Origin of the sequence: Streptomyces sp. NPDC004327 (assembly GCF_042873935.1) — a bacterium.
In the GTDB taxonomy this organism is placed as follows: Bacteria; Actinomycetota; Actinomycetes; order Streptomycetales; family Streptomycetaceae; genus Streptomyces.
This window is the reverse complement of the sequence record NZ_JBIAME010000005.1, coordinates 415865-441096: the sequence shown is the minus strand read 5'-3', so window position 1 is coordinate 441096 and position 25232 is coordinate 415865. Positions and strand designations below refer to the sequence as shown.

At 74.3% G+C, this 25232-nt stretch carries 20 protein-coding genes; 11 read left to right on the top strand and 9 right to left on the bottom strand.

Annotation, left to right across the window (positions count from 1 at the left end; genetic code table 11):
• Window positions 1–59: 59 nt before the first annotated feature.
• Complete coding sequence (locus tag ACFYU9_RS19710; RefSeq protein ID WP_389207491.1) at window positions 60–2378, bottom strand: N-acetylmuramoyl-L-alanine amidase; 2319 nt, start codon at window positions 2376–2378, stop codon at window positions 60–62.
• Between the two features lie 174 nt (window positions 2379–2552).
• Complete coding sequence (locus ACFYU9_RS19705) at window positions 2553–3119, bottom strand: TetR/AcrR family transcriptional regulator (protein ID WP_389207489.1); 567 nt, start codon at window positions 3117–3119, stop codon at window positions 2553–2555.
• Between the two features lie 98 nt (window positions 3120–3217).
• Here ACFYU9_RS19705 and ACFYU9_RS19700 point away from each other — a divergent pair, with 98 nt between their 5' ends.
• The 4 genes from ACFYU9_RS19700 (at window position 3218) to ACFYU9_RS19685 (ending at window position 8078) form a co-directional block, all read left to right on the top strand.
• Window positions 3218–4429, top strand: a complete 1212-nt coding sequence (locus tag ACFYU9_RS19700) for an MFS transporter (RefSeq protein ID WP_389345526.1) — start codon at window positions 3218–3220, stop codon at window positions 4427–4429.
• Between the two features lie 29 nt (window positions 4430–4458).
• Entirely contained in the window at window positions 4459–4836 is a 378-nt protein-coding gene (locus ACFYU9_RS19695; RefSeq protein ID WP_389345525.1) for a nuclear transport factor 2 family protein, read from the top strand.
• Window positions 4837–5068: 232 nt separating this feature from the next.
• Window positions 5069–6205 carry a ribosome small subunit-dependent GTPase A gene (gene rsgA / locus ACFYU9_RS19690; RefSeq protein ID WP_389345524.1) on the top strand — a complete coding sequence of 379 codons (1137 nt, stop codon included), beginning with the start codon at window positions 5069–5071 and terminating at the stop codon, window positions 6203–6205.
• A gap of 139 nt (window positions 6206–6344) precedes the next feature.
• The gene (locus tag ACFYU9_RS19685; RefSeq protein WP_389345523.1) at window positions 6345–8078 is read left to right on the top strand and encodes an AlkA N-terminal domain-containing protein; all 1734 of its coding nucleotides are present in this window, start codon (window positions 6345–6347) and stop codon (window positions 8076–8078) included.
• Here ACFYU9_RS19685 and ACFYU9_RS19680 read toward each other — a convergent pair.
• From ACFYU9_RS19680 to ACFYU9_RS19665, 4 genes are all read right to left on the bottom strand, one after another.
• Window positions 8075–8449, bottom strand: a complete 375-nt coding sequence (locus tag ACFYU9_RS19680; protein ID WP_389207479.1) for a PPOX class F420-dependent oxidoreductase — start codon at window positions 8447–8449, stop codon at window positions 8075–8077. The two genes, ACFYU9_RS19685 and ACFYU9_RS19680, sit on opposite strands and share 4 nt — an antisense overlap.
• A 46-nt stretch (window positions 8450–8495) precedes the next feature.
• Window positions 8496–8978: a DUF456 domain-containing protein gene (locus tag ACFYU9_RS19675; protein ID WP_389207477.1), complete on the bottom strand. Its 483-nt coding sequence runs from the start codon at window positions 8976–8978 to the stop codon at window positions 8496–8498.
• A 95-nt stretch (window positions 8979–9073) separates the two neighbouring features.
• A complete protein-coding gene (locus tag ACFYU9_RS19670) occupies window positions 9074–9523 on the bottom strand; it encodes a hypothetical protein (RefSeq protein ID WP_389207475.1) in 450 nt (149 codons plus the stop codon).
• A gap of 128 nt (window positions 9524–9651) precedes the next feature.
• Complete coding sequence (locus ACFYU9_RS19665) at window positions 9652–10635, bottom strand: helix-turn-helix domain-containing protein (protein ID WP_389345522.1); 984 nt, start codon at window positions 10633–10635, stop codon at window positions 9652–9654.
• A gap of 234 nt (window positions 10636–10869) precedes the next feature.
• On the opposite strand from ACFYU9_RS19665, the gene ACFYU9_RS19660 reads away from it, so the two are divergent.
• From ACFYU9_RS19660 to ACFYU9_RS19645, 4 genes are all read left to right on the top strand, one after another.
• A complete protein-coding gene (locus ACFYU9_RS19660; protein WP_389345521.1) occupies window positions 10870–14652 on the top strand; it encodes a S8 family serine peptidase in 3783 nt (1260 codons plus the stop codon).
• A 123-nt stretch (window positions 14653–14775) separates the two neighbouring features.
• Window positions 14776–16089, top strand: coding sequence for a protein phosphatase 2C domain-containing protein (locus tag ACFYU9_RS19655; protein WP_389345520.1), 1314 nt, complete (start codon window positions 14776–14778; stop codon window positions 16087–16089).
• A 41-nt stretch (window positions 16090–16130) separates the two neighbouring features.
• On the top strand, window positions 16131–17873 hold the full coding sequence (locus ACFYU9_RS19650) for a pyruvate dehydrogenase (protein WP_389345519.1): 1743 nt from the start codon (window positions 16131–16133) through the stop codon (window positions 17871–17873).
• Window positions 17874–17966: 93 nt separating this feature from the next.
• Entirely contained in the window at window positions 17967–18371 is a 405-nt protein-coding gene (locus tag ACFYU9_RS19645; protein ID WP_389345518.1) for an ATP-binding protein, read from the top strand.
• 53 nt (window positions 18372–18424) lie between these two features.
• Here the strand turns inward: ACFYU9_RS19645 and ACFYU9_RS19640 are convergent, their stop codons facing one another.
• Together ACFYU9_RS19640 and ACFYU9_RS19635 are read right to left on the bottom strand one after the other, a co-directional pair.
• A complete protein-coding gene (locus ACFYU9_RS19640; RefSeq protein ID WP_389207463.1) occupies window positions 18425–19498 on the bottom strand; it encodes a DUF2637 domain-containing protein in 1074 nt (357 codons plus the stop codon).
• A 206-nt stretch (window positions 19499–19704) separates the two neighbouring features.
• A complete protein-coding gene (locus ACFYU9_RS19635) occupies window positions 19705–20571 on the bottom strand; it encodes a (2Fe-2S)-binding protein (RefSeq protein ID WP_389345517.1) in 867 nt (288 codons plus the stop codon).
• A 147-nt stretch (window positions 20572–20718) separates the two neighbouring features.
• On the opposite strand from ACFYU9_RS19635, the gene ACFYU9_RS19630 reads away from it, so the two are divergent.
• Both ACFYU9_RS19630 and ACFYU9_RS19625 read left to right on the top strand, forming a co-directional pair.
• Complete coding sequence (locus ACFYU9_RS19630; protein ID WP_389345516.1) at window positions 20719–21510, top strand: GntR family transcriptional regulator; 792 nt, start codon at window positions 20719–20721, stop codon at window positions 21508–21510.
• A gap of 74 nt (window positions 21511–21584) precedes the next feature.
• Window positions 21585–23135, top strand: coding sequence for a WD40 repeat domain-containing protein (locus tag ACFYU9_RS19625; RefSeq protein WP_389345515.1), 1551 nt, complete (start codon window positions 21585–21587; stop codon window positions 23133–23135).
• A 16-nt stretch (window positions 23136–23151) separates the two neighbouring features.
• Here the strand turns inward: ACFYU9_RS19625 and ACFYU9_RS19620 are convergent, their stop codons facing one another.
• Entirely contained in the window at window positions 23152–24174 is a 1023-nt protein-coding gene (locus ACFYU9_RS19620; RefSeq protein ID WP_389345514.1) for a saccharopine dehydrogenase NADP-binding domain-containing protein, read from the bottom strand.
• A gap of 105 nt (window positions 24175–24279) precedes the next feature.
• On the opposite strand from ACFYU9_RS19620, the gene ACFYU9_RS19615 reads away from it, so the two are divergent.
• Window positions 24280–25230 carry a helix-turn-helix domain-containing protein gene (locus ACFYU9_RS19615; RefSeq protein WP_389345513.1) on the top strand — a complete coding sequence of 317 codons (951 nt, stop codon included), beginning with the start codon at window positions 24280–24282 and terminating at the stop codon, window positions 25228–25230.
• Window positions 25231–25232: the final 2 nt, after the last annotated feature.

Genomic DNA, 25232 nt, shown 5'->3' with positions numbered 1-25232 from the left:
CCGGGCCGATCCGTCTTGAACGGATCGGACACCGGGGCCGGCGCGCCTCGGGGGCGGTCCTACTTGAGGTAGACCAGGCCGTCCGTGGTGACGGTCGGCCGGCCGGCCGTGCCCACCACCACGATCTTGACCGTGTGCTTGGCGCTGGTCGCCCAGGTCTTGGTCCAGATCGCGTTGCGGTACAGGGTGGTCGCCGACTTCAGGTCGACCGTGGCCACCTTGACGTTGTCCACGTACACGTACGCCTGGCCGGAGGTGGTGCTCCGGGAGACCACCCAGGCCGCCGAACGGCCGGTGAAGGTCCAGGTCAGGGACGCGTTCTTGGTGCCGCTGGAGTACGACTTGCCGGCCAGGTAGCTGGTCGACGAGCGGGCCGTCCAGGTGCCGGCCTTCACCGCCGAGGTCTCCTGGAGGATCACCGGGGTGGCGGCGACGGCGGCCGTGCCCTTGTTGCCGGCCTGGTCGTACGCCGACAGGGTCCAGGTGGTGGCCACGGCCGGCTTGGCGGCGAGGACGCCGGAGACGGTCGTGGCCGGGCCGTAGGTGACGGCCGGCGTGGTGAGCCGCACGTCGCGCAGGGCCGGCGTGTCGGTCGCCTTCCAGCGCAGCAGCACCGGCGCGGAGGTGGTGTTCACGGTGCCGGCCGTCAGTTCGGCGGTCGGCTTGGTGGTGAAGACCGGCGCGGTGGTGTCGCCGACGACGGTGACGCCCGCGCTGGTGGCCGCCTTGCCCGACTGGTGGGTCGCGCGCACCTGCACCGAGTGGGCGCCGGCCGTGACGGTCGCGGAGGCCGAGGTCGCCGTGCCGGCGACGGTCGCGGCGACCTTGCCGTCGACCAGCAGCTCGTTCTTCGCGATGAGCGAGGACGGCGTGGTGGCGCTCCAGTTCACGGTGACCGGGCCGCGCGTGTAGTACTTGCCGCCGGCCGCGCCGGCGCCCGAGACGGACTTGACGGTCAGTCCGGCGACCGGGCCGCCCGCCCAGGAGCGGAGCGTGCCGAGCTGGGCGTACAGGTTGTTGCCCGGGCACTCGGTGTTGTAGCCGTCACGGTGACCGAAGATCGTCGGGAAGGTCAGCTTGTCCTGGGCGGCCCAGTTCCGGCCCGTGCCGCTGGGGCCCGCGGCGCCCGCGGTCAGCGTCGTGGTGCCGGTCGGGTCGACCCCGTACTGCCCCAGCTTCCACGCCGCGAGCCGGGCGACCGAGGTCAGCGCGGCGGTCGACGGGGTCGCGGTGTTGTAGTCGCCGAGCACGGAGATGCCGGCGGTCTCGGAGTTGAAGCCGTAGGTGTGCGCACCGAAGACGGGGCGGTCGACACCGCCCTTGCGGCCCTCGTAGATGACACCGCACTTGTCGACCAGGAAGTTGTAGCCGATGTCCTTCCAGCCGTTCGACTTCACGTGGTACGTGTAGATGCCACGGACGATCGCCGGGCCGTCGGCGCACGTGTACGTGTTGGAGTCGGCGGTGTGGTGGACCGCGACGGCCTTGACCGGGCCCGGCAGATAGCTCGGCGCCTCGGGGCTGATGGACTCGTCCGCGCCCCACTCCGTGCGCGACTTGATGACCGGCTGCGGCACCGTCGACGGCGGGGCCGGCGGCACGGACACGGTCGGGGTGGCGCTCGCCGTCGCCGAGGCCGAGTCGGTCGGCGCGGGCGAGGTCGTCGCCGGGTCGGTGGTCGCCGGATCCGTCGGCGTCGTGGCCGTGTCCGACGGCGAGGCCGTCGCGGTGTCGGTCGGGGCCGGGTCGGTCGTCTGGCCGGGCGTCGGCTCGGTCGTCGTGCCGCTGCCCGGGTCGGTGCTCGTCGGGGTGTCGGACGGGGTCGGGTCGGTGGTCTCCGCGCCCGCCGCGCCGCTCATGACGTACGCCGCCGTGTCGATCGAGCTCGTCTTGGACCTGCCCGGGTCGATCATGTCGACGCGCAGTCCGGCCGGGAGCTTGGCCGTGGCCTTGCCGCCCGCGACGACCCGCACCTCCACGCCGTCGGAGGCGCCGACCCACGCGGGATCGGTGCCGCCGCGCTTGGCGGCCTTGTCCTCCGGCGCGGTGTTGCCGTCCAGGTGCACCCAGCGGCCCCAGGTGTCCGTGCCGGCCTTGCGGGCACGGGCCTCCACGCTGCCGGTGATCTTCGCGGACGGGTCGGACCAGGTGACACCGAGCATGCTGAACGGCTTGGTGTCCTGCTGCGCGAGGCTCGCGCTGTGTCCGCTCGCGTCCGTCTTCAGGCCGAGTGACCTCGCCTCGGTGCGGACCGGCCCGGAGCCGCCCTCGTCGTCGAGGGAGCCGCTCGGATTGCCGGTCACCCCCTGGAAGACGAGGATCCCGGACAGACCGGCCGCGACCGCCGCGGCCGTACCCCATATTCGACGCCGCCGCATGCGGCCCCACCCCATCGTCTGTCAGTGGCTGGATACCTACGTTCGAGTGCCTGATCGGCGGGGCGAAACATACCGGAGGGTCGAACTTCGTTTGCCACCGGGGGAGGTACCGGGGAGGCGCGAGGGAGGCGTGGGAGAGGTTATGGAGGTTATGACGGAAATGAGGAGGCGGACTCAGCGCGTTCCGGCCAGGGCGGTGACCGTGTCGGCGGTCCGCCGGGCGTACTCGGCGTCCAGCGTCGTGCGGTCGAACAGCAGCCGGTACCACATCGGCCCGTAGACGAGGTCGACGAGGAAGTCGGTGTCGTCGTAGGCCAGTTCGCCGCGCTCGCGGGCCCGGTCGAGCAGGGAGCGCACCACGTCGCGCCGGGGCAGGATCAGTCGCTCCCACATCGTGCGGGCGAAGGCCTCGTCCTGGATGCTCTCCGCGGCGAGCGCCCGGTTGAGGACACCGCTGACGCCCTGCTGGGCCTCGAAGGTCGCGGTCAGCAGCTCGACCAGATCGCCGTGGAGCGTGCCGGTGTCCGGCACGGGCAGCCGGCCGGCCGCGATGTCGGTGAGGACCTCGAGGATCGCCTCGCCCTTGCTCCGGTAGCGCCGGTAGACCGTCTGCTTCGAGACGCCGGCGCGGGTCGCGATGCCCTCCATGCTCACCGCCCGGTATCCGCTCTCGTCGACCAGGTCCCTGGTCGCGCGCAGGATGGCGTCGTCCACGCCGGGGTCTCTGGGTCGTCCGCTCATGGCCCCACCTTAATCCATTGACATACGGACCGCTCCGTATTGTAATTCCATTACGAACCGCACCGCACCGTATTGAAAGGGAGGTGGAGGGGGTGGACGTGACGCCCTTCCGTCGTTCCGGGCCGGCCCTGTGGGCCCTGGCCCTCGGCTACTTCTCCTTCGGCACGTCCTCGCTCGCGGTGGTCGGCCTCAGCGCCCCCCTCAGCGAGGACCTGCACGTCACCCAGGCCCGGGTCGGCCTGCTCGTGACGGTCTTCGCGCTCACCTTCGCCGTCACCGCCCCGCTCGCCCCCGTGGTCCTCGGGCGCCTGGGCCGCAGGAGCGTGCTGCTCGCCGGACTCGCGGTGATGGCCGCCGGAGGCGCCGCCGCCGCGCTGGCCCCCGACTACGGGGTGCTGTGCGCGGCCCGCGTGCTCACCGCCCTCGGCGGGGCCGCCTTCGGCCCGGCCGCCTCGGCGACGGGCTCCCTGCTCGTGCCCGAGGAGCGCCGCACCCGGGCGCTGGCCACCGTCTTCGCCGGGATGACGGCGGCGACCGTGCTCGGCGTGCCGCTCAGCACGAGCCTCGGCCAGAGCGTCGGATGGCGGTGGACCACCGCCGGCACGGCCGCCCTGACCCTGCTCGCGCTGGCGTTGGTCGCCGTCCTCGTGCCCGCACCCGAGCGCGGCACCCCGGTCGGCATGGCCGCCTTCCGCCCGGTGCTGCGCACCCGGGGCGTCCTGCCCGTGATCACGACGACGCTCGCCTTCATGGCCGCGCAGTTCACCGTCTACGGCGTCGCCGGCGCCTATCTCACCGACCGCTTCCATGCCACCACCGGTCAGGTCGCCCTGCTCCTGCTGGTGTTCGGCATCGCCGGAGTCGTCGGCAACGCGGTGGCCGGCCGGGTCTTCGAGCGCCTCGGCGGCCCCGTCACGATCACCGTGGCCCTGGCCGGCCTCGCCGCCGCGTTCGCCGGCCTGCTGCTCGCCCCGGCCGGCTTCCCGGCGGCGGTCGCCGCGTTCACCGTCTGGGCCGTCTTCAGCCAGCTCTTCCAGGCCCCGCAACAGGCCCGGCTCGTCGCCCTCGTCCCCGACCAGCGAGCCCTCGGCCTCGCCCTCAACGCCTCCTCCCTCTACCTCGGCATGAGCCTGGGCAGCCTCCTCGGCTCCACCCTGCTGCCCGCCACCGGCGCCGTCTGGCTGCCGGCCGCCGGACTCGTCCCGCTCGCCCTGGCCGCCGGCGCCCACCGCGCCTCCGGCCGCCACCGCCCCCGCCCACCCGCCTCACCCGGCTCCACCACGGGCCCGGTCACCACCGCCGCCCGCTGACCCGCCACGCACAGGAAGAAGAACTCATCGTGACCAGCGACAAGAACACCGCCCTCGTCCGGGACTTCATGGAGACCGTCTGGAACCAGGGCCGCACCGACTCCGCCGCCACCTATGTCGCCGCCGGCCTCCTCCAGCACAACCCCCATCTCCCCGACGGCCTCGACGCGCTCACCGGCCTGATCGACACGCTCCGCGGCCAGATGCCGCGGCTGCGCTTCGACATCCGCCGCACCGCCGCCGACGGCGACCTCGTCTTCGTCCACAGTCACTTCACCCCGGCCCCGGGCGAGACGGGCCAGGCCGTCGTCGACATCTTCCGCGTCGAGGAGGGCCTGATCGCCGAGCACTGGGACGTCCACCAGGAGATCCCCGCCACCACCGCCAGCGGCCGTCCCACCGTCTGACGACCGGGCCCCGCGCGCCACGGAAAAACCCGTGGCGCGCGGGGAAGGGCCGGGGCTACGGTGAGGCGCGTCGAAGATCACGGCCGGGGTGGCCGTGCCGACCCTTTTCCCAGCGGAGGTGTGACAGATGGCTGTCGTCACGACGGGCGTTGCCCGCAACCAGATGCTTCTCCACTCCACCTCCGTGGCCACCGGCTGACGTTTCCGGGGCCACCCCTGTGAAGGGTCCCCCTTGTCTTTCCGCGACACCGACGCTTTCTCCTCTTCCGCCTCCTCTCTCCCCTCGCTCTCCTCTTCGCTGGCTCCCTACGGCTGGGACGACGCCTGGGCCGCCGAGTTCGCCCCGTACGCCGCGCAGGGCCTGCTGCCCGGCCGGGTCGTCCGCGTCGACCGGGGCCAGTGCGACCTGGTCACGCCCCAGGGACTGGTGCGCGCCGACACGGCGTTCGTCGTCCCGCACGACCCGCTGCGCGTGATCTGCACGGGCGACTGGGCCGCCGTCGACCCCGAGGACGCCGGCGACCCCCGCTACGTACGGGCGTATCTGCCCCGCCGTACGGCCTTCGCCCGCTCCACCTCGTCCAAGCGGTCCGAGGGCCAGATCCTCGCCGCGAACGTCGACCACGCGATCATCGTGGTCTCGCTCGCCGTCGAGCTCGACCTCGGCCGCATCGAGCGCTTCCTCGCCCTCGCCTGGGAGTCCGGCGCGCAGCCGCTCGTCGTGCTCAGCAAGGCGGACCTGGTGCCCGACCCGGTCGGCCTCTCCTACCTCGTCGACGACGTCGAGACCGTCGCCCCCGGCGTCCAGGTCCTGCCCGTCTCCTCGCACACCGGCGAAGGACTCGACGTGCTGCACGCGGTCGCCGCCGGCGGCACGAGCGTGCTGCTCGGCGTGTCCGGCGCGGGCAAGTCGACCCTCGCCAACACGCTGCTCGGCGCGGACGTGATGGACGTCCAGGCCGCGCGTGACATCGACGGCAAGGGCCGCCACACCACGACGACCCGCAACCTCCTCGCCCTGCCCGGCGGCGGTGTCCTCATCGACACCCCCGGCCTGCGCGGCGTCGGACTGTGGGACGCCGAGGCCGGCGTCGGGCAGGTCTTCGCCGAGATCGAGGACCTCGCCGCCGACTGCCGCTTCCACGACTGCGCGCACGACTCCGAACCGGGCTGCGCCGTCACCGCCGCGATCGCCGACGGCACCCTTCCCGAACGCCGCCTCGACAGCTACCGCAAGCTGATCCGCGAGAACCGGCGGATCGTCGCCAAGACGGACGCCCGCGTCCGCGCCGAGATGCTGAAGAACTGGAAGCGCATGGGCGCGGAGGGCAAGGCGGCGATGGAGGCGAAGCGGGGGCGGCAGCGGTAGGCGGCCGGGGCGCCGTGGAGTGTCGCGCCGAGGCGCGTCGCGCGGCGGGCGGCGCCGGCTCCGACGACCGCCCCGCCACGCCCTGCTCCGCGTCCGAAAACCGCCAGTCGGTGTCCGTCCGCTCCCGCACACTGGAGGCATGACGGACACGGCGACGGCGGTGACAGCGGGCGCGGGGCTCGACGAGGAGACGCGGTACCAGGCGGTCAGCAGCAGGGACGCCCGATTCGACGGGGTGTTCTTCTTCGGGGTGGCGACCACCGGCATCTACTGCCGGCCCAGCTGCCCCGCCGTCACCCCCAAACGGCGCAACGTCACCTTCTACCCGACCGCCGCCGCGGCCCAGGCGCACGGCTTCCGGGCCTGCCGCCGCTGCCGGCCGGACGCCGTGCCGGGGTCGGCGGAGTGGAACGTGCGGGCCGACGTCGTCGGGCGGGCCATGCGGATGATCGGCGACGGGGTCGTGGACCGGGAGGGCGTGCCGGGACTCGCCGACCGGCTCGGGTACAGCGCACGGCAGGTGCAGCGTCAGCTCACCGCCGAGCTGGGAGCCGGGCCCGTCGCGCTCGCCCGCGCCCAGCGGGCGCACACCGCGCGGGTGCTGCTCCAGACGACGGACCTTCCGGTCACGGAGATCGCCTTCGCGGCCGGCTTCGCCAGCGTGCGCCAGTTCAACGACACCATCCGCGCCGTCTACGCCCGCACACCCACCGCCCTGCGCGCCGAGTCCGGCACCGGCACCGCGCCCGGGGGCCGTACCGGGGCGGCGTCCGGGTCAGGCCGTGCCGGTGCGGCGTCCGGCTCCGCCACGCGATCCCCTACCGGCGCGGAGGCCGGCTCCCGAACCGACTCCGCGGCCGCGCCCCGCATCGACGCCACGGCCGGATCCCGCGGGGCCACCGCCGCCGAGTCCGGCGCGGGCTCCCCGGCCGGGCACCATCCCGACTCCGCGGCCGCGCCCCGCACCGCCACGGCGCCCGGGGGCCGTGCCGGTGCGGCGTCCCGTTCCCGTACCGGCTCCGCCACGCGATCCCGTACGGGGTCCGCCACCCCGTCCCAACCCGAATCCGCCACTCCGTCCCACCCCGACTCCGCCGCCGCCTCCCGCATCGCGCTCGCCGCCGGCGTCCCGCTGCGGCTCGCGCACCGGGGTCCGTACGCGGCCGGGGAGGTCTTCGACCTGCTGGCCGCCGAGGCACTGCCGGGTGTCGAGGAGGTCGTCGGCGCGCCCGGCGCCCGGACCTACCGGCGCACGCTGCGGCTCCCGTACGGCACGGGCATGGTCTCCGTCGACGAGCGCTCCTCGGGGAGCTGGCTGGAGGCCCGGATCCACCTCACCGAGCTGCGCGACCTCACCACCGCCGTGCAGCGCCTGCGCCGGCTGCTCGACCTGGACGCCGATCCGTACGCCGTCGCCGAGCGCCTCGGCGCCGATCCGGACCTCGCCGCCGCGGTCGCCGCCCGGCCCGGGCTGCGCTCCCCGGGCACCGCCGAGCCGGAGGAGTTCGCGCTGCGGACGGTCGTCGGCCCGGAGGAGGCCGTGCGGCTCGTCGAGCGCCACGGAACCCCGCTGGAGACGGCCTGCGGCACGCTCACCCACCTCTTCCCGGAGCCCGCTGCCCTGACCGGCCACCCCGTCGCGGGCCCGCTCGCCACCGCCCTGGCCGACGGCACGCTCCGCCTCGACGCGGGCGCCGACCGGGACGCCTCCGCCGCGGCGCTCGCCGCCGTCGCCGGTGTCGGGGCCGAGGCGGTCGCGGCGATCCGCACCCGTGCGCTGGCCGACCCGGACGTGCCCGCGCCCGGCCTCCCGGACCGCCCGGAATGGCGGCCCTGGCGCTCGTACGCGGCGCGGTATCTGGCCGTGCCCTAGCCGAGACCCCAGCTGTGGATCCGGCGCGGACGGATCCGGATGACCTCCTCGCTGAAGTACGGGCCCAGCGCGTGCGGGCCCACGAGCAGCTCCGCCTCGCCGCGCAGCTCCACGCCCCGCACCCGCCAGGGCCGCTCGCTCGCCAGGTCGTCGACGACGAGCGCCACCTTCGGGTTGTGCCGGAGGTTGCGCCACTTCTTCGTGCGGCCCATCGCGCCGCCGCCCACCAGGACCGTGCCGTCCTCCTGCGGGAAGAAGCCCACGGGGTTGGCCTGCGGCTGGCCCGACGGGTCGACCGTTGCCATCCGGCCGAGCCGCTGGGTCCGCAGATAGGCGCGCTCCGCCTCGCTGAAACCGTCGAAATCCCTCATACCGCCAGGATCGCGCGAAACGCGTCCCGCCGGACCCGTGGCGCCCTCAGCCCCAGATCTCCGCCCCCACCCACGCGCCCACGATCAGCAGGCAGGCGAACAGCTCCACGAGCACGCTCGTGCCCGCCGCCCGCATCACCTGGCGGGTGGCCGCCCGGGCCTGGCCGTGGCCGCCGAGGCGGAGGCGTTCGGACAGGTAGATGCCGCCGACGAAGCCGGGGATCGCGCCGAGCACGGGGATCAGCACGAAGCCCAAGGCGGCGCCGATCCCCGCGTACGCGACCATCCGGCGGGTGATGCCGACGCCCCGGAAACGGCGGGGCGGCAACTGCCAGACGATGACCTGGGTGAGCAGCAGCAGCCCGGTGGCGGAGACCAGCAGGATCCAGGCGAGGCCGGTCCGCTCGTGCAGCGACCACCACAGCATCGCGGCCCACACCAGCCACGTGCCCGGCACGCCGGGCGTCAGCACCCCGAACAGGCCGAGCAGCATCACCATGCCGATCAGCAGCTGCTGCCACACACCCATCTGCCCAGCGTGCCGGAGCCCGCGCGTCCCCGCAGGTCAAGCCGTACGCAAGGAGTACGCGAGGAGGGCGCGAGGAGTGTGCGGTGAATGCGCGGTCAGCCGGTCGCCACCGGCAGGGCCGCGGCCACCAGGTGGCGCTCCCTGCGGCTGATCAGCGGGAAGATCAGTTTCAGCGAGTGCTCGCTGTACGGAGAGGAGAGGACCATGGACGAGTTGAGTACGCGTTCCTTGATCTCCGAACGGTAGAGGTGCGCCCGCTGGATCGTCATCGTGTGCTCCACGGGCTTCGCGAACATCGGGTCCGCCCGGAAGATGATCAGTCGGCGGTCCGTCATCGCCAGATACATCGGCGTCGGCGTCGGGACCACCGTCACCGACACGCCGCTCGCGAGGCCCGAGATCATGCCCGACGCGAGGCCGGTCGCGAACTGACGTCCCACCGGCACCGTACTCAGGGCCACGATCGTGGTCACCTCCACCCGCTCCCCGGGCTCCAGCATCGGGTGCACGGCGGTCAGCAGGGCGCGACGGCGCCTTCCGTTCATAGGGGTGCTCTCCTGAGACAGATTCGGGTCGGACGGATCCGGACCGGACGGATGCGGGTCGGACGGATCCGGATCGGACGGATCCGGAATTCGGCCGTCACCTTACGGCCACCACTCCGGTCGCCCCGCTACCGGGCCACCCACCCCTTCTCGTACGCGTGCCAGCCCAGCTGCAGCCGCGTCGTCACGCCCGCCAGCTCCATCAGCCCCTTCACCCGCCGCTGCACGGTCCGCAGGCCCAGGTCCAGCTGCTTGGCCACGCTCGCGTCCGTCATCCCGGCGAGCAGCAGCGAGAGGATCTCCAGGTCCGTCGGATCCGGGCCCGTCATCTCGTCCTCCGTGATCTGCGCGCCCGCGCCGAGCCGCAGCGGCAGGGCGTCCCGCCACACCGACTCGAACAGGCCCATCAGGGATTCCAGCAGGCCGCTGGCGTGCACGACGAGCGCGGCCGGTTCGGCGCCGCGGCCGGTGAGCGGGACCATCGCGAGCGTGCGGTCCGCCACGACCAGCTTGGTCGGGACGCGGTCCACCACCCGGATCCGCTCGTGCCGGCCGAGCGCCGTCGACAGCTCCAGGATGCCCGTCGGCAGGGCCAGCACCTCGCGCTCGATGACCACCCGGTAGCGCACGCCCCGCTCGACGGCCAGCGCCTCCGCGTCGTTGTCCACGCCGGAGACGGCGATCGGCTTGCCGGTGACCAGGGCGCACACCTCGTCGACGGCGCCGAGCTGGAGCTGGAGGAAGCGGTGGGTGACCGCGCTCGCGCCCGTCACCACCTCGACCAGGTCGTGCACGGCGGGCTCGGTGGCCGCCTCGGCGCGGTACTCCTGCGCGAGCAGGGACGCCGCCAGCTCCGCCTGCTCCAGCTCGTGCCGCTGCTGGGTGAGCAGCGCGCCGAGCGCCACCCCGGGCGGGGCCGCGACCCAGCGCCCGGTGCGGGCCGAGGACTGGGCGGCCAGGCCCTGCGACTCCAGGCGGCGCAGCGTCCGCTCGGTGTCGCCCACCGGCAGGGCGAGCCGGTGGGCCAGGTCGGAGACCTCGGCCGCGCCCAGCGCGACCAGCGCGCGGTAGGCGGACTCCTGCCGTTCGTCGAGACCTATCGCTCCCAGCATGTGCCAGCTCCCACCCCTCGCGCGGACGTCCCGGACGACCCGGACATCCCGGGACCGGCGGCGGACGCGTTCGTTCCGTCGTTGCCTGGCGGGAATCGGCCACGGCGCATTCCCGCCTTGCCCATCCTGCCTGCACCACCCTCACCTCTGCCAATGTGGCGCCACCGCAGCACCAACAGCCTTCGGACATGGGTGCCTTGTGCCCGCATGCCCGGACATTGGAGGGGGAGAGCGATGCGCCCGATTTCGCGTACGGCCCTGGGGGCGGCGACCGCCGCCGTCCTGGCCGTCACCGCGGTCGCGGCGTCCGCGGCCGCAGCGCCGCAGGACGACCCGGCGACCGGCGACCGACCGCTGGTCGGCAGCGCGGCCGCCACGGCCGCGCAGGGACCGCGGGGGACCGCCACGGTCACCCTCGTGACCGGCGACCGGGTCGTGGTGACCCGGGACGCGGACGGCAACCCGGCGGCCACCGCGCTGCCGCGCGAGGACGGCACGGTGCCGTTCACGCAGACCCGCCGCTCCGGACGGGACCTGTACGTCTATCCCGAGGGAGCCACCGCCGCCCTGGCCGCCGGCCGGGTCGACGAGGAGCTGTTCAACGTCACCGGCCTGATCCGCCAGGGGTACGACGACGCCGGCACGACCGCCCTGCCGCTGATCGCGGTCTACGGCACCGGCCTCGCGACCGCCCGCGCCGTGCCGCCCGCTCCGCGCGGCGCCACCCGCGGCCAGGTGCTTTCCGCCGTCGACGGCGTCGCCCTCAAGGCCGACAAGAAGCAGGCGGCCACCTTCTGGGCCGACATCACCGCGCCCGCCGCCCGCACCACCGCACCCGGCCTGAAGAAGCTGTGGCTCGACCGCAAGGTCGAGGCCCTCCTCGACCGCTCGACCGCCCAGGTGCACGCCCCCGAGGCCTGGGCCGCCGGCTACGACGGCACCGGCACCAAGGTCGCCGTCCTCGACACCGGCGCCGACGCCGACCACCCCGACCTCAAGGGCCGGATCGTCGAGTCGAAGAACTTCACCGACTCCGACACCACCGACGACCGCCAGGGCCACGGCACCCACACCATCTCCACCGTCGGCGGCACCGGCGCCGCGAGCGGCGGCAAGAAGCGGGGCGTCGCCCCCGGCGCCGCACTGCTCGCCGGCAAGGTCCTCAACGACTCGGGATCCGGCGCCACCTCGTGGATCATCGCCGGCATGGAGTGGGCGGTCGCCCAGGGCGCCGACGTCGTCTCCATGAGCCTCGGCAACCCCTCCGAGACCGACTGCACCGACCCGATGAGCGTCGCCGCCGAACAACTCGCCCACACCAAGGGCACGTTGTTCGTCATAGCCGCCGGCAACTCGGGTCCCGGCGACAACACGGTGTCCTCGCCCGGCTGCGCGCCGAGCGTGCTCACCGTCGGCGCCACCGACCGCGACGACTCCACCGCCCCCTTCTCCAGCCGCGGACCCGCCGCCAACGAGGCGCACACCCTCAAGCCGGAGATCGCCGCACCGGGCGTCGGCATCTCGGCCGCCGCCGCCGGCGGCCGGGGCGTGTACGCCTACCGGACGATGTCCGGCACCTCGATGGCCACCCCGCACGTCGCCGGCGCCGCCGCCATCGTCAAGCAGCGCCACCCCGACTGGACCGCCCAGCAGATCAAGGCCGCGCTCGTCTCCTCCGCCGACAGCGGCGTCCCCGGCGACGCCCGCGAGACCGGCGGCGGCCGGCTCGACGTCAAGGCCGCGATCGACCAGACCGTGCTCGGCGCCCCCGCCGTGCAGGGCGGCACCTACCACTGGCCGCAGGCAGCGGCCGACCGCACCACCGTCGCCGTCCCCTACACCAACACCGGCGAGAAGCCCGTCACCCTCGACCTCTCCGTCGAAAAGGTCACCGGCAACGACGGCTCGGCCGTCCGCACCCCGGTCGCCCGCCTCGGGCAGCGCACCGTCACCGTCCCGGCCGGCGCCACCGTCGAGGTCCCGCTGAAGCTCGACCCGGCCGCCCACCTGGAGCGCGCCCAGTACGGCGACGTCACCGGCCGCGTGATCGCCACCGGCGCCGGCGGCACGCACGTCGTCACCCCGTTCGCGCTCCACGTCGAGCCCGAGACCCTCACCCTGCGCGTCAAGCTGATCGACCGTCAGGGCGAGCCGGCCGCCGGCGCCTCCTCCCTCGACGTCATCGGCACCGACGACGCCCGCGGCGAGCGCCGCTTCAACGACGGCTCCGCCGACCAGGTCTACCGGCTGCGCGCCGGCCGCTACTTCCTCTCCTCCTTCGTCACCACGCCCGACATGGGCGAGGGCGCCACGCTCAACGACTCGGTCAGCTACCTGGCCCGGCCGCAGCTGGAGCTGAAGAAGGACACCACCGTCGTCCTCGACGCCCGCGAGGCCCACCGGCTGTCCGTGAGGACCGAGCGGCCGTCCGAACTCCGCGGCGCCACCCTCGCGTTCGCCCGCGCCTGGGACGACACCTGGCTGCACGCCGGCACCGCCACCGGGCCGCGCACCATCCGCGGCTACTACACCGACGTCGAGGGCCGCGCCACCGACGGCACCTTCGAGTTCGGCAGCTACTGGCGCGCGGCCGCCCCGCAGATCACCTCGCTCGCCACCACCGACGGGCTGACCCTGCACCCGCTCACCGCCTCCACCGCCTCCGACAACCTCGACGGCACCGGCTCCGCCCGGCTCGTCGACGCGGCCACCGGCACCCCCGCCGAGCTCGCCGCCGCCCAGGTCAAGGGCCGCGTCGCGCTGGTCCGGCTGCCCGACGACAGCACCGCCGCGAGCACCCTGGCCCGTAACGCCAAGGCGGCCGGCGCGCTCGCCGTCGTCACGTACCACCAGGCCCCGGGCCGCTGGTACCCGAGCGGCGGCTTCACCGGTCTCGGCCTGCCCGTCGTCTCCGTCCCCGCCGACGAGGCGGCCCGGCTCCTCGACAAGCTCGCCGCCGGCGAGGTCACGCTGGCCTGGCGGGCCACCGCGAAGAGCCCGTACGTCTACAACCTGGCCTTCCCCGAGGCCCGTCCGGTCCGCGAGGACAGGACCTACCGGGTCGAGGACGGCGCACTCGGCCGCACCGACTCCCGCTACGGCTCCGCCGGCATCGGCACCGACTTCGTCGAGTTCCCGGCCGCCTACCGCCCGAACGGCACCGCGATCTCCTTCGGTTCCCTGGAGACGGTCCCGGTGCCCGGCACCCGCACCGAGTACTACACGCCCGGCGACACCGCCTGGCAGCAACTCGTGGGCAGCGGCTTCCCGTTCGGCGAGCTGATGGTCGGCGGCCGGCACGCCTACACCGCCGGTGAGCGGCGCGCCGAGAACTGGTACGACGGCGTCATCGCCCCCACCGCCCCGCGCGACGCCGCCGGCGAGCCGGTCCTCGTCGCCGAGCGCCAGGGCAACCTCATCGGCTTCGCCGACGCGATGTGGGGCGACGCCACCCACTATGCCGAGCCCGGCTCCTTCGGCGACATCGGCAACCTGCGCCTCAGCAAGGACGGCACGGAGATCGGCGCGAGCAGCTGGCCGTCCGGCGTCTTCGAGGTGCCGGCCGAGCCCGGCACGTACACCCTGGAGCAGAACACCACGAAGATCGGCAGCCGGGTCTGGGCCCGCTCCGTCTCCGTGCGGTCCGTCTGGAAATTCACCTCGCGGCTCGACGAGAACGTCTATTCTCAGTCCATCCCGATCCTGTTCCCCCGGTACGACCTTCCGGAGGACGGACTCAAGACCCTGGCCGCCACCGACGGCCAGCGCATCGGCCTCGGCGTGACCGGCCACGCGGGCTACCGGCCGGCCGCCCTCACCTCCGCCAGGCTCTCGTACTCCTACGACGGAGGCACGACCTGGACCGAGGCCCCGGTCACCCACCAGGGCGACGACTGGACCGCCACCGTGAACCACGCGGGCGCGGGCGGCCGGCAGGTCACCCTGAAAACCGAACTGACGGACGCCAACGGCAACTCCGTCACCCAGACCGTGGTCCGCGCCTACGACGTGCGCTGATCACGCCGGTCCGCCGGGCGGTCCTCCCGTGGGGGGTGGGGCCGTCCGGCGGATCACTCTTTTGCCGTAACGCTTTTGCTGGTGTCCCGTTTTCCGACGCCCCGTGCGGTGGACAATAAGGGCATGACTCAGCAGGGGGACACCAACTGGTGGGACAAGCTGTACGACGAGTCCGCGCCGGACACCGCGCCCGCGCCGACCGCCGACAGCCTCGACGAGCGGTACGACTCCGCGGCGGCGACGACGACGGCAAGCGCCACGACGGCGAGCGCCACGACGGCAAGCGCCGCGACGGCGAGCGCGCCGGAGTTCACGGCGGCCGCGCCCGCCGCCGCGCCCGCCACCGCGCCCGCCGCGCCCGCCCCGCCCGTCGAGCCGGCCGACCCGCCCGCCCCGCCCGTCGAGGCGCCGACCGTGCAGGTCCAGCTCCCCGCGCCCCGGCCCCGTACCGGACACGTGGGCAGCCGCCCGCCCACGTACGAGCCCGAGCCCACCACCCTGCCCACCGCCCGCCCCGGCGAGCTCGACGACCTCGTCGCCGACACCGTCCTCGACGGCGCCCGCTACGGCTCCTACACCCTGCGCGCCGCCTCCGTCCGCGGCGACTCCGCGCGCTACCGCGGCGAACCCCGGCGCGACGCCCTGCTCACCGCCCGCTTCGGGCATGACGAGGCCGCGCTCGTGCTCGTCGCCATCGCCGTCGGCCGGCGCGCCGCTCCGGACACCCACCTCGCCGCGGCCGACGTCTGCCGCTGGATCGGCGAGGCCGTCGGCCGCAGCCACGCCCGGCTCTCCGAGGACATCCGCTCCGGCCGCCGGGGCGACCTCAAGTCCGGGCTGCACCGGCTCACCGACCGCACCTACGGCAAGCTGCGCACCCGCGCCGCCGAGCGCGGCCTCGACCCCGACGAACACACCGCCGGGCTGCGCTGCCTGCTGCTCTCCGCCGACCCCGACTGCCGCACCCGGGTCTTCTTCGGCGTCGGCCCCGGCGGCCTGTTCCGGCTCCGCGACGGCTCCTGGCAGGACATCGAACCGCTCCTTCCGGAGGCGGCGGCCACCGTCGGCGCGCCCGTCGTCGGCTTCGGATCGCCGCCGCCGGCCGACGAGCCCGAGGCCGGTGAGGACGGCGAGCGCCTCACCATGAAGCTCGCCGTCACCGACACCCCCGGCCGCCCCTTCATCGAGTCCGAGCCGGCGCCGCCCGCCGAGCCCTTCCGCTTCCGCGCCTCCGTCGCCCGCCCCGGCGACACGCTGCTGCTCGCCTCGAACGGCCTCGCCGAACCGATGCGCGGCGAGCCCGCCCTCGCCCACGAGCTCGCCGCGCGCTGGGCCGGCGCCGAGCCGCCGGGCCTCGCCGTCTTCCTCGCCGACACCCAACTGCGCGTCACCGGCTACGCCGACGACCGCACGGGCGTGGCCGTCTGGGAGGCGTAACGCGACGGGCGCGACCCCCGTGCCCGTGGGTTGATGGATCCATGGCCAAACAGAACGTCGCGGAACAGTTCGTCGACATCCTCGTCCGCGCGGGCGTGCAGCGCCTCTACGGCGTCGTCGGCGACAGCCTGAACCCGGTCGTCGACGCGATCCGCCGCAACGCCGCCATCGACTGGATCCAGGTGCGGCACGAGGAGGTCGCCGCCTTCGCCGCCGGCGCCGAGGCCCAGCTCACCGGCAGGCTCGCGGCCTGCGCCGGCTCCTGCGGCCCGGGAAACCTGCACCTCATCAACGGCCTGTACGACGCGCACCGCTCCATGGCCCCGGTGCTCGCCCTCGCCTCGCACATCCCGTCCGGCGAGATCGGCCTCGGCTACTTCCAGGAGACCCACCCCGACCAGCTGTTCCGCGAGTGCAGCCACTACAGCGAGCTGATCTCCAACCCGAGCCAGATGCCCCGGCTGCTGCAGAGCGCCATCCAGCACGCCGTCGGCCGGGGCGGCGTCAGCGTGGTCGCGCTGCCCGGCGACATCGCCGCCCTGCCCGCCTCCGAGAAGACCGTCGAGACCGCGCTCGTCACCTCCCGGCCCACCGTCCGGCCCGGCGACGGAGAGATCGACGACCTGGTGCGGATGATCGACTCCGCCGAACGGGTGACGCTGTTCTGCGGCAGCGGCACGGCCGGGGCGCACGCCGAGGTCATGGAGTTCGCCGAGCGGGTCAAGTCGCCCGTCGGACACGCGCTGCGCGGGAAGGAATGGATCCAGTACGACAACAAGTTCGACGTCGGGATGAGCGGGCTCCTCGGCTACGGCGCCGCCTACGAGGCCACCCACGAGTGCGATCTGCTGATCCTGCTCGGCACCGACTTCCCGTACAACGCCTTCCTGCCCGACGACGTGAAGATCGTCCAGATCGACGTACGGCCCGAGCGGCTCGGCCGGCGCTCCAAGCTCGACCTCGCGGTCTGGGGCGACGTCCGCGAGACCCTGCGCTGCCTGATCCCGCGCGTGCGGGCTAAGACGGACCGGCGCTTCCTCGACCGCATGCTGAAGAAGCACGCCGACGCCCTGGAGGGCGTGGTCAGGGCGTACACCCGCAAGGTGGAGAAGCACGTCCCGATCCATCCGGAGTACGTGGCCGCCGTGCTCGACGAACTCGCCGACGACGACGCGGTCTTCACCGTCGACACCGGGATGTGCAACGTCTGGGCCGCGCGCTACCTCACCCCCAACGGACGCCGCCGGATCATCGGCTCCTTCAGTCACGGCTCCATGGCCAACGCGCTGCCGCAGGCCATCGGCGCGCAGTTCCTCGACCGTGGCCGGCAGGTCGTGTCGATGTCCGGCGACGGTGGATTCACCATGCTCATGGGCGACTTCCTCACCTTGGTCCAGTACGACCTGCCGGTGAAGGTCGTCCTCTTCAACAACTCCAGCCTGGGCATGGTGGAGTTGGAGATGCTGGTGTCCGGACTGCCCTCGTACGGAACCACCAACAAGAACCCCGACTTCGCCGCCGTCGCCCGCGCGGCCGGCGCCTACGGCGTGCGGGTGGAGAAGCCCAAGCAGCTCGCGGGCGCCCTGAAGGACGCCTTCAAGCACAAGGGCCCGGCGCTCGTCGACGTCGTGACCGACCCCAACGCCCTGTCCATCCCGCCGAAGATCAGCGCCGAGATGGTCACCGGCTTCGCGCTCTCCGCCGGGAAGATGGTGCTCGACGGGGGCGTGGGCCGCATGCTCCAGATGGCGCGGTCCAACTTGCGCAATGTGCCCAGACCTTGACGGTCCGTACATGTCGATGAATGCGTGCCTTCCCGCGGGGCATGCATCCCCGTGAGCCTGTTCGATCCGACGACGGGGTGGGGGTTACCGGGTATGGCCGGGGAGGCGAAGCAGCCGACTCAACTGCTGAGAAAGGTGGGAGGCGCCGATCTCACCGCGGTACCGGAGGTGCGCCATGCGTTACGCGCGATGCTGGGCGGCTGGGGCGAACCGGGCGCCACCGACGTCGCCGAGCTGCTCACCAGCGAACTGGTGACCAACGCGCTCATCCACACGGGACACGGCGCGGTCGTCACCGCGACCGTCGACCCCGAGCAACTGCGCGTCGAGGTACGGGACTTCGTGCCCGGCCTGAAGCAGTCGCGGGTACCGCGCGCCGACGACGGTACGCACGGCCGCGGCCTGGTCCTGGTCCAGGCGCTCGCCGACGCCTGGGGAGTGGACCAGCACGGCGCGGGCAAGGTGGTCTGGTTCGAACTGAACGGCGGGGCCGCCTGAGGAGTCTCCTCGGGCGGCCCCGCCGTACCGTGCGTGCCGGGGTCGGACCCGGCTCAGCCGAACTGCTGCTCCATCTCCGCGAGCTTGCGCTCCAGGGAGTCGAGCCGGGGCAGCGTCTGCGTGTCGTCCTCGGCGGTGAGGTCCACCGTCCGTGGCCCGGCCGCGAGCGGCTCATGGCCCTTCACGGCCTGCAGGGAGGGTCGGGATCGTAGCGGCAGCTGTCCGGGGTCGGCTATGGCGGGCTCCGCGACGGCGGCCGGCACCGGCCCCGTCGCGGAGCCCGCACCGGTGGCCGCGCCCAGCGCCGCCACGTCGACCTGCCGGCCGCCCCGCCCAAAGGCGCGGTGCTGCCGGTTTATCGCCTTCAGCCGCGCCCGGTCCAGCTTGGCCTGCTCCCGCCTGCGGATGCGGTCCTGCTCCCGCTCCCGCCGGTCCTCGCGCACCTCGTCCACGGCCTCGTCCAGCGTCCGTACGCCTTCCAGGAGCATCAGCGACCAGGCGCCGAAGGTCTCCCGGGGCGCCCGCAGCCAGCGGACCATCCGGATCTGCGGCAGCGGCCGCGGGATCAGGCCCTGCTCGCGCAGCGCCGCCCGCCTGGTCTGCTTCAGCGCCCGGTCGAAGAGCACCGCCGCCGACAGCGACATCCCCGCGAAGAACTGCGGGGCGCCCGCGTGGTCGATGCCCCGGGGCGCGTGCACCCAGTTGAACCAGGCCGCGGCCCCCGCGAACATCCAGACGAGCATGCGCGAGCCGAGCGCCGCGTCACCGTGGCTGGCCTCGCGGACCGCCAGCACCGAGCAGAACATCGCGGCGCCGTCGAGTCCGAAGGGGACCAGGTACTCCCAGCCGCCCTCGAGGTTGAGGTTCTGCCGGCCGAAGCCGACGAGCCCGTGGAAGGAGAGCGCCGCCGCGACCGCGGCGCAGCAGAAGAGCAGCACGTAGGAAGCGGTGCCGTAGACGGCCTCCTTGCGCCTGCGGCGCTCCTCGCTGCGCTCCCAGGAGTCGTCGGCCGCGGCCTGGTCACCGGCGCGCTTGCCGCGCGCGAGCACCGCCACCGCCGTCAGGACTCCCGCCACCATCACGCCGCCCGGAAGCAGCCAGTCGAGCGATATGTCGGTCAGTCTCATTGCGATGTCCCTTGCCTCGCAGTAGGGCGGTACGGCCGCCCATACTGGCCGACCCGGCGAGGCGGCCACGGGCTTTCGGGACAAGAGCACGCCATCGGGGCCGGAGGGCCTACGAATGGGGGCGATCTGGTCGAACTGGCGGGCGAGAGAGCCGAGTTGTGTTCGAATCCGACCACTCGTGAGGGTGCGCCGAGAGCAGGGGGCGGTCAGGCCGTCGCCGCGAGCCGGCGAACCCGCTCGCCGTCGGCGGTGCGGGGGCAGGTGAGGCAGGTGTCCTCGGGGCGCAGCGTGTAGAACAGGCAGCAGGTCGCCCGGTCCCGGGTCGCGCGGGCCGCGCCGCACGCCTCGGCCGAGCCCGGCAGCTCCCGGAAGCCCGCGGGCCCCACGTACGGCCCGGCCGTCCCCGGCATCAGCCGCTCCAGCTCGGCCAGCGCGCGGTCCTCGTCGCCGAGCAGCGCCGCGACGTACCAGAGGCCCTCGACGATCTCGTCCGTCACCATGCCCCACAGGGCCCGCCGGCCCCGTCGCATCCGCGGCCCGAAGCCGGTCAGCACCGCCTCGAAGTGCTCCGCGAGCGACTCCCGGACCTCCGCCCGCAGCGCCTCCTCGCCGGCGACCACCCGCGCGCCGGGGAGCGCCGCCGCCGGATCGTCCGGCAGGCACGCGAACTCCTCCACGCGCATCGCGAGCCGCCCGAGCGCGCGCTGGAAGGCCACGTTCCGGGCGGGCAGGCGCGGCACCCGGCGGTGCAGGAACCAGGGGAGGGTGACGAGGAGGCAGACCGGCCACGCGTAGCGGTGCAGTGCGAAGCTCGCGACCACGTCAGGCCGCGCCGCGCGTCCGTAGTCCCGCCGCACCTGCGCCTCGTCCCAGGCGAGGAAGGCGTCGAGCCCGTCGCCGCCGGAGGCCAGCTCCGCCGCGCCGACCCAGCCCGTGCCCCGCGGCAGCCGCGCGTCCGCCGGCAGCTCGGTGATGCTCAGGGCGGTGAAGACCTCGCCGAGCCGGGCGTACGAGGCCGCGACGGGCGAGGAGGGGGAAGTGGGGGGAGACGGCAGCAGAACGGGCATGGCCATACGGGACCACCGAATCGCGATCGTTAGCAGGTTAGCCTTACCTTACCCGATGCGCACGGTGTTTGAACTGCGACGCCGTCCGCCTATCGTGCACGGGGGACCCGGGCACCGCGAGCCGGGCCGGCACGAAGGCGCAGGAGGACCCGGGTGGAGCAGGCGGCGTACGAGAGGTACGAGGCAGGCGAGGCGTACGCCGATGCGCCGAGGGTCCCCGAGCAGTCACGGGCACAGCAGGGAGCGCGGGCACAGGCGCCGGACCACGCCCGTGGCGAGCACACCCACAGCGAGCCGCCCGCCCCCGGCCTCGCGCCCCGGCCCGTGCGGCGGCACTCCGTGCGCGGCCAGATCCTGCAGGCGCTGCGCACCGCACTCGTCGGCGGCGAACTCGTCCCCGGCGAGGTCTACTCCGCCCCCGCCCTCGGCGAACGCTTCGGCGTCTCCGCCACCCCCGTCCGCGAGGCCATGCAGCAGCTCGCCATCGAGGGCGCCGTCGAGGTCGTCCCCAACCGCGGCTTCCGCGTCAGCGAACGCACCCCCCGCGAGCTCGCCGAGCTCGCCGAGGTGCGGGCCCTGATCGAGGTCCCCGTCATGCTCCGGCTCGCCCGTGACGTCCCCGCCGCCCGCTGGAGCGAACTCCGCCCGCTCGCCGAGGCCACCGCCACCGCCGCCGCCCGCGGCGACCGCGCCCACTACGCCGAGACCGACCGCGCCTTCCACCGCGCCGTCCTCTCCCTCGCCGGCAACGAACAGCTCCTCGTCATCGCCGACGACCTCCACCGCCGCTCCCAGTGGCCCCTCGTCAGCGCGCCCGTCACCCGGCACGCCGAACTCGTCGCCGACGCCGCCGAGCACACCGCCCTGCTCGATGCCCTGATCGCCCAGGATCTTCCGGTCGTTTCGGCACTCGTACGCGAGCACTTCACCGGAGCGCAGGACTGACGACTAAGGTCGACAACGACAGGGTCCCTTCGTTCTGTACCGCTCGTCATGACCGCGCCGACCGAGAGGTGATCATGCCGTCCGTCCGCGCGGAGCGCCCAGGGGCCGCGGCCCTGCTCGGCTGGCTCACCGACCCCGACGCCCCCCGCCTCTGCCTCGTCACCGGCGGCCCCGGGCTGCTCGACTGGCTGGCCCGGCACGGCCCGCGCGGCGCCGGCCGCCGCCGCACCGCCCGCGCGCTCGTCCCGCTCACCGGACGCAGCGCCCTCGGCACCGCGTGGGCCGTCGCCGACCGGCTCGGCGTCGTCGCCACGTCCCCCGCCGACCTCGCCCGCGCCCTCGCCACCACCGAGACCTCCCGCACCTCCCGCACCGTGCTGCTCCTGCCCGCCCTGCACACCGCCGCCGAACCGGAAGCCGTCGCCGCGCTGCTCGCGGACGTCGCACGGCTCGGGCGGGTGCGGATGGTCGTGGAGGTGCGGCCGGGGACGCGGGAGTACGAGGTCCTGGCGGAGGGCCGGGTCACGGTGGTGGAGGACGAGGAGGAGGGTGAGCCGGGGGACGGCGGCGGCGAGCCGCCGCGCGCCGCGCCCGGTGCGCCCGAGGTGGACCTCTCCGATCCCGTCGCCGTCTGCGGCGCCGATCCCGTCGCCGTCACCACCGGGTACATACGTGACCCCTGGGACGAGCACGGCGGGCTGCGCGCCGCCTGGCTGCGCGCCGGACAGGGCCTGTGCGCCGCGCACACCCCGGGCGACCGGGCCCTCGGGCTGCTCGCCGTCCTCGGCGACGGCGCCGACCCCCGGCTGCGGCCCGCCCTCGACGAACTCGCCGCCGTCTCGCCCTGGCGCGTGCGCTGGACCCGCGTCACCGGCGACATCGCCCCGCCCTGGCCCGGGCCGGTCGCCGCCCTCGCCGCGCAGGGCGGCACCCTGCTCGTCGCCGACCTCGGCGGCGCGGTACGCCTCGTCAGCGCCGCCGACGCACGCGCGCTCGGACGCCTCGACCACCCCGTCACCGGGCGCGTCCGGGCACTCGCGCCCGCCCCCGACGGGACCGTGCTGCTCCTCGACGAGCGCGGCCGGCTGCACACCGTGCCCGGCCGCGAACCCCGCGCGCCCTACCTCCACCGCCTCACCGAGGCCGTCTCCGCCACGCTCAGCCGGCACCCCGGGACGGCGCTCGCCGCCATCGCCGGCTCGGTGGTCGTGGGCGACCGGCTGGGCTCCGTACACGCCTTCGGACTGACCGGGCTGCACCAGGCGGCCCTGCACAGCGGGCGCGTCACGGCCGTCGCCGCCGTCGAGTCCGAGACGCCGTTCGTGTGCAGCGGCGGCGCGGACGGCGCCGTACGCCTGTGGACGCCCGGCACCGACGCGGAGCCCGCGCCGCTCGTCGAGCGCTCGTCGCCGGTCGTCTCGCTGGACGCCGCGGAGACGCCGCACGGGCCGGTCCTCGCTGCCGCTTGGGGCGACGGTGTGGTGGAGCTGCGCCGGGTGGAGCAGGGCGACCGGCTCGTCTTCCGGCCGGGACCGCCGGTGCGGGCCGTCGCCGTGACGGCCGACGGAGCGCTCGTCCTCGGCCTGGACGAGGTGCTCGTCCGGCTGGAGCGGCGGACCGGGTGACGCGGGGCCCCGGCCGCTATCCGCGCAGCTCCACCGTCAGGTGCGCCCCCAGCGCGCCCAGGAAGTCGGCCGCGTCGAACAGCTCGCCCGCCGACGCCACGCCCACCGTCCTCGTACGGCCCGTGAGCACGCGGTCGACCGCCTCGACCACGAGCGGCGCCGTGACGGCGTAGATGTCCCGGCCGGTCGCCACCGCGCGGCGTTCGGCGCCGCCGGAGCGGACGAGGACGTCGACGAGGAAGGTCTGGTCGGAGCGGCCGTGCTCGTCGGCCGGGGTGGGAGCCGGGGTGTCCGGGGACGCGATGTCCCGGGCCGCCTCGACCGTCATGTAGGTGGTGACCTCGGGGATGCCGAGGTGGCTGGGGAGCGTGACGACATCGGCCATCGTGAACTCGCCGATGACCGCGCGCGGGCCCATCGGAGCGGGGAACACCCAGTCGAGGGCCGGCAGGGCGTCATCGCGGTGTTCGAGCCGGCCGCCGGTGAAGCGGACACGGCGGCCGCCGCGCCGCTCGCGGGAGACGGCACCGGCCGCACGGGTGCCGTTGGTGGGGTGCCAGCTGTTCAGGCCGTACGCGACGTGGGCCTCGTCGGCCGACGACCAGTCGCCCATCGCGGCGGTGGCGAGGAGGTCGCCGAGGCCGCCGTAGAAGGCCATCGCGGGCAGGACGACCGTTCCGGCGGCGCGGGCGCGGTCCGCGAAGCGGGCGAAGGTGTCGGCGTTGGCCTCGATCTCGGCCGCCACGTCCAGGTACGGGATCCCGGCCCGCAGAGCCGCCTCGATCACGGGGCCGGCGGTCTCGGCGAACGGCCCCGCGCAGTTGATCACGGCGGCCGCGCCGGCGAGCGCCCGGTCGAGCGCGGCCGGGGCGTCGACCGTCGCCGGACGGGCCTCCAGGCCGGGGTGTTCCTCCGCGAGCGCCTTCAGCTTGGCGTCGTCGCGGCCCGACAGGATCGGGACGTACCCGCGTGCGCGCAGCTCCGTCACGACGAACCGGCCGGTGTGCCCGTACGCCCCGTATACCGTCACCGATTCCATGGTTCTGCTCTCCCCGTGGTGGATGTCGTCCGTCGCGACCATCCAGCGTGCGGCCGGAGTTCCACGGTGAGTGTCCGGAACGACATGACCCGTACAATTCCGGACGTGGACTCCGTCGCCCTCGCCGTCACCGACGGCATGCTGCAGTTCGAACTCTCCGTGGCCCACGAGGTGTTCGGCTCCGCGCCGGCCGCCGTCCCCGGCCCTTGGTACGAGCTCTCCGTCTGCGGGCCCGGCGCCGTGCGGTTCGGGCGGTTCGCCCTGGAGCCCGACCACGGGCTCGACCGGCTGGCAGACGCCGCCACCGTGATCGTCCCCGGCTGGGCCGACGTCGATGCGGACCCGCCCTCCGACCTGGTCGACGCCGTACGCGCGGCACACGAGGCGGGCGCGCGGGTGGTCTCGCTCTGCACGGGCGCGTTCGTGCTGGCCGCCGCTGGTCTCCTCGACGGGTGGCGGGCGACCACGCACTGGGCGCACACGGCGGAACTGGCCGCCCGCTACCCGCGGGTGACGGTGGATCCGGACGTGCTGTACGTGGACAACGGCAGCGTGCTGACCTCGGCCGGCAAGGCGGCCGAGATGGACCTGTGCCTGCACCTCGTACGCCTCGACCGCGGCTCGTCCGTCGCCAACGCGGTCGCCCGCCGGCTGGTCGTGCCGCCGCACCGGGACGGCGGCCAGGCCCAGTTCGTCACCACCCCGGTGCCCGCCCCGGACAACCACCCGCTCGCCGAGCTGTTCCCCTGGGCGCTCTCCCGGCTCGACCAGCCGCTGACCGTCGAGGACCTGGCCCGGCAGGCCCGGATGAGCTCGCGCCATCTGGGGCGCCACTTCCGGTCGGTGACCGGCACCACCCCGCTGCAATGGCTGCTGGCCCAGCGGATCCGGCACGCCCAGGAGCTGCTTGAGACCACCGGCGACAGCGTCGACCGCATCGCGGAGGCCACCGGCATGGGCACCGCCACGACGCTGCGCCGGCACTTCAGCCGTACGGTCGGCGTGCCGCCGGACACCTACCGGCGCACGTTCCGGGCGCGGACGCACGGCGCCTGAGC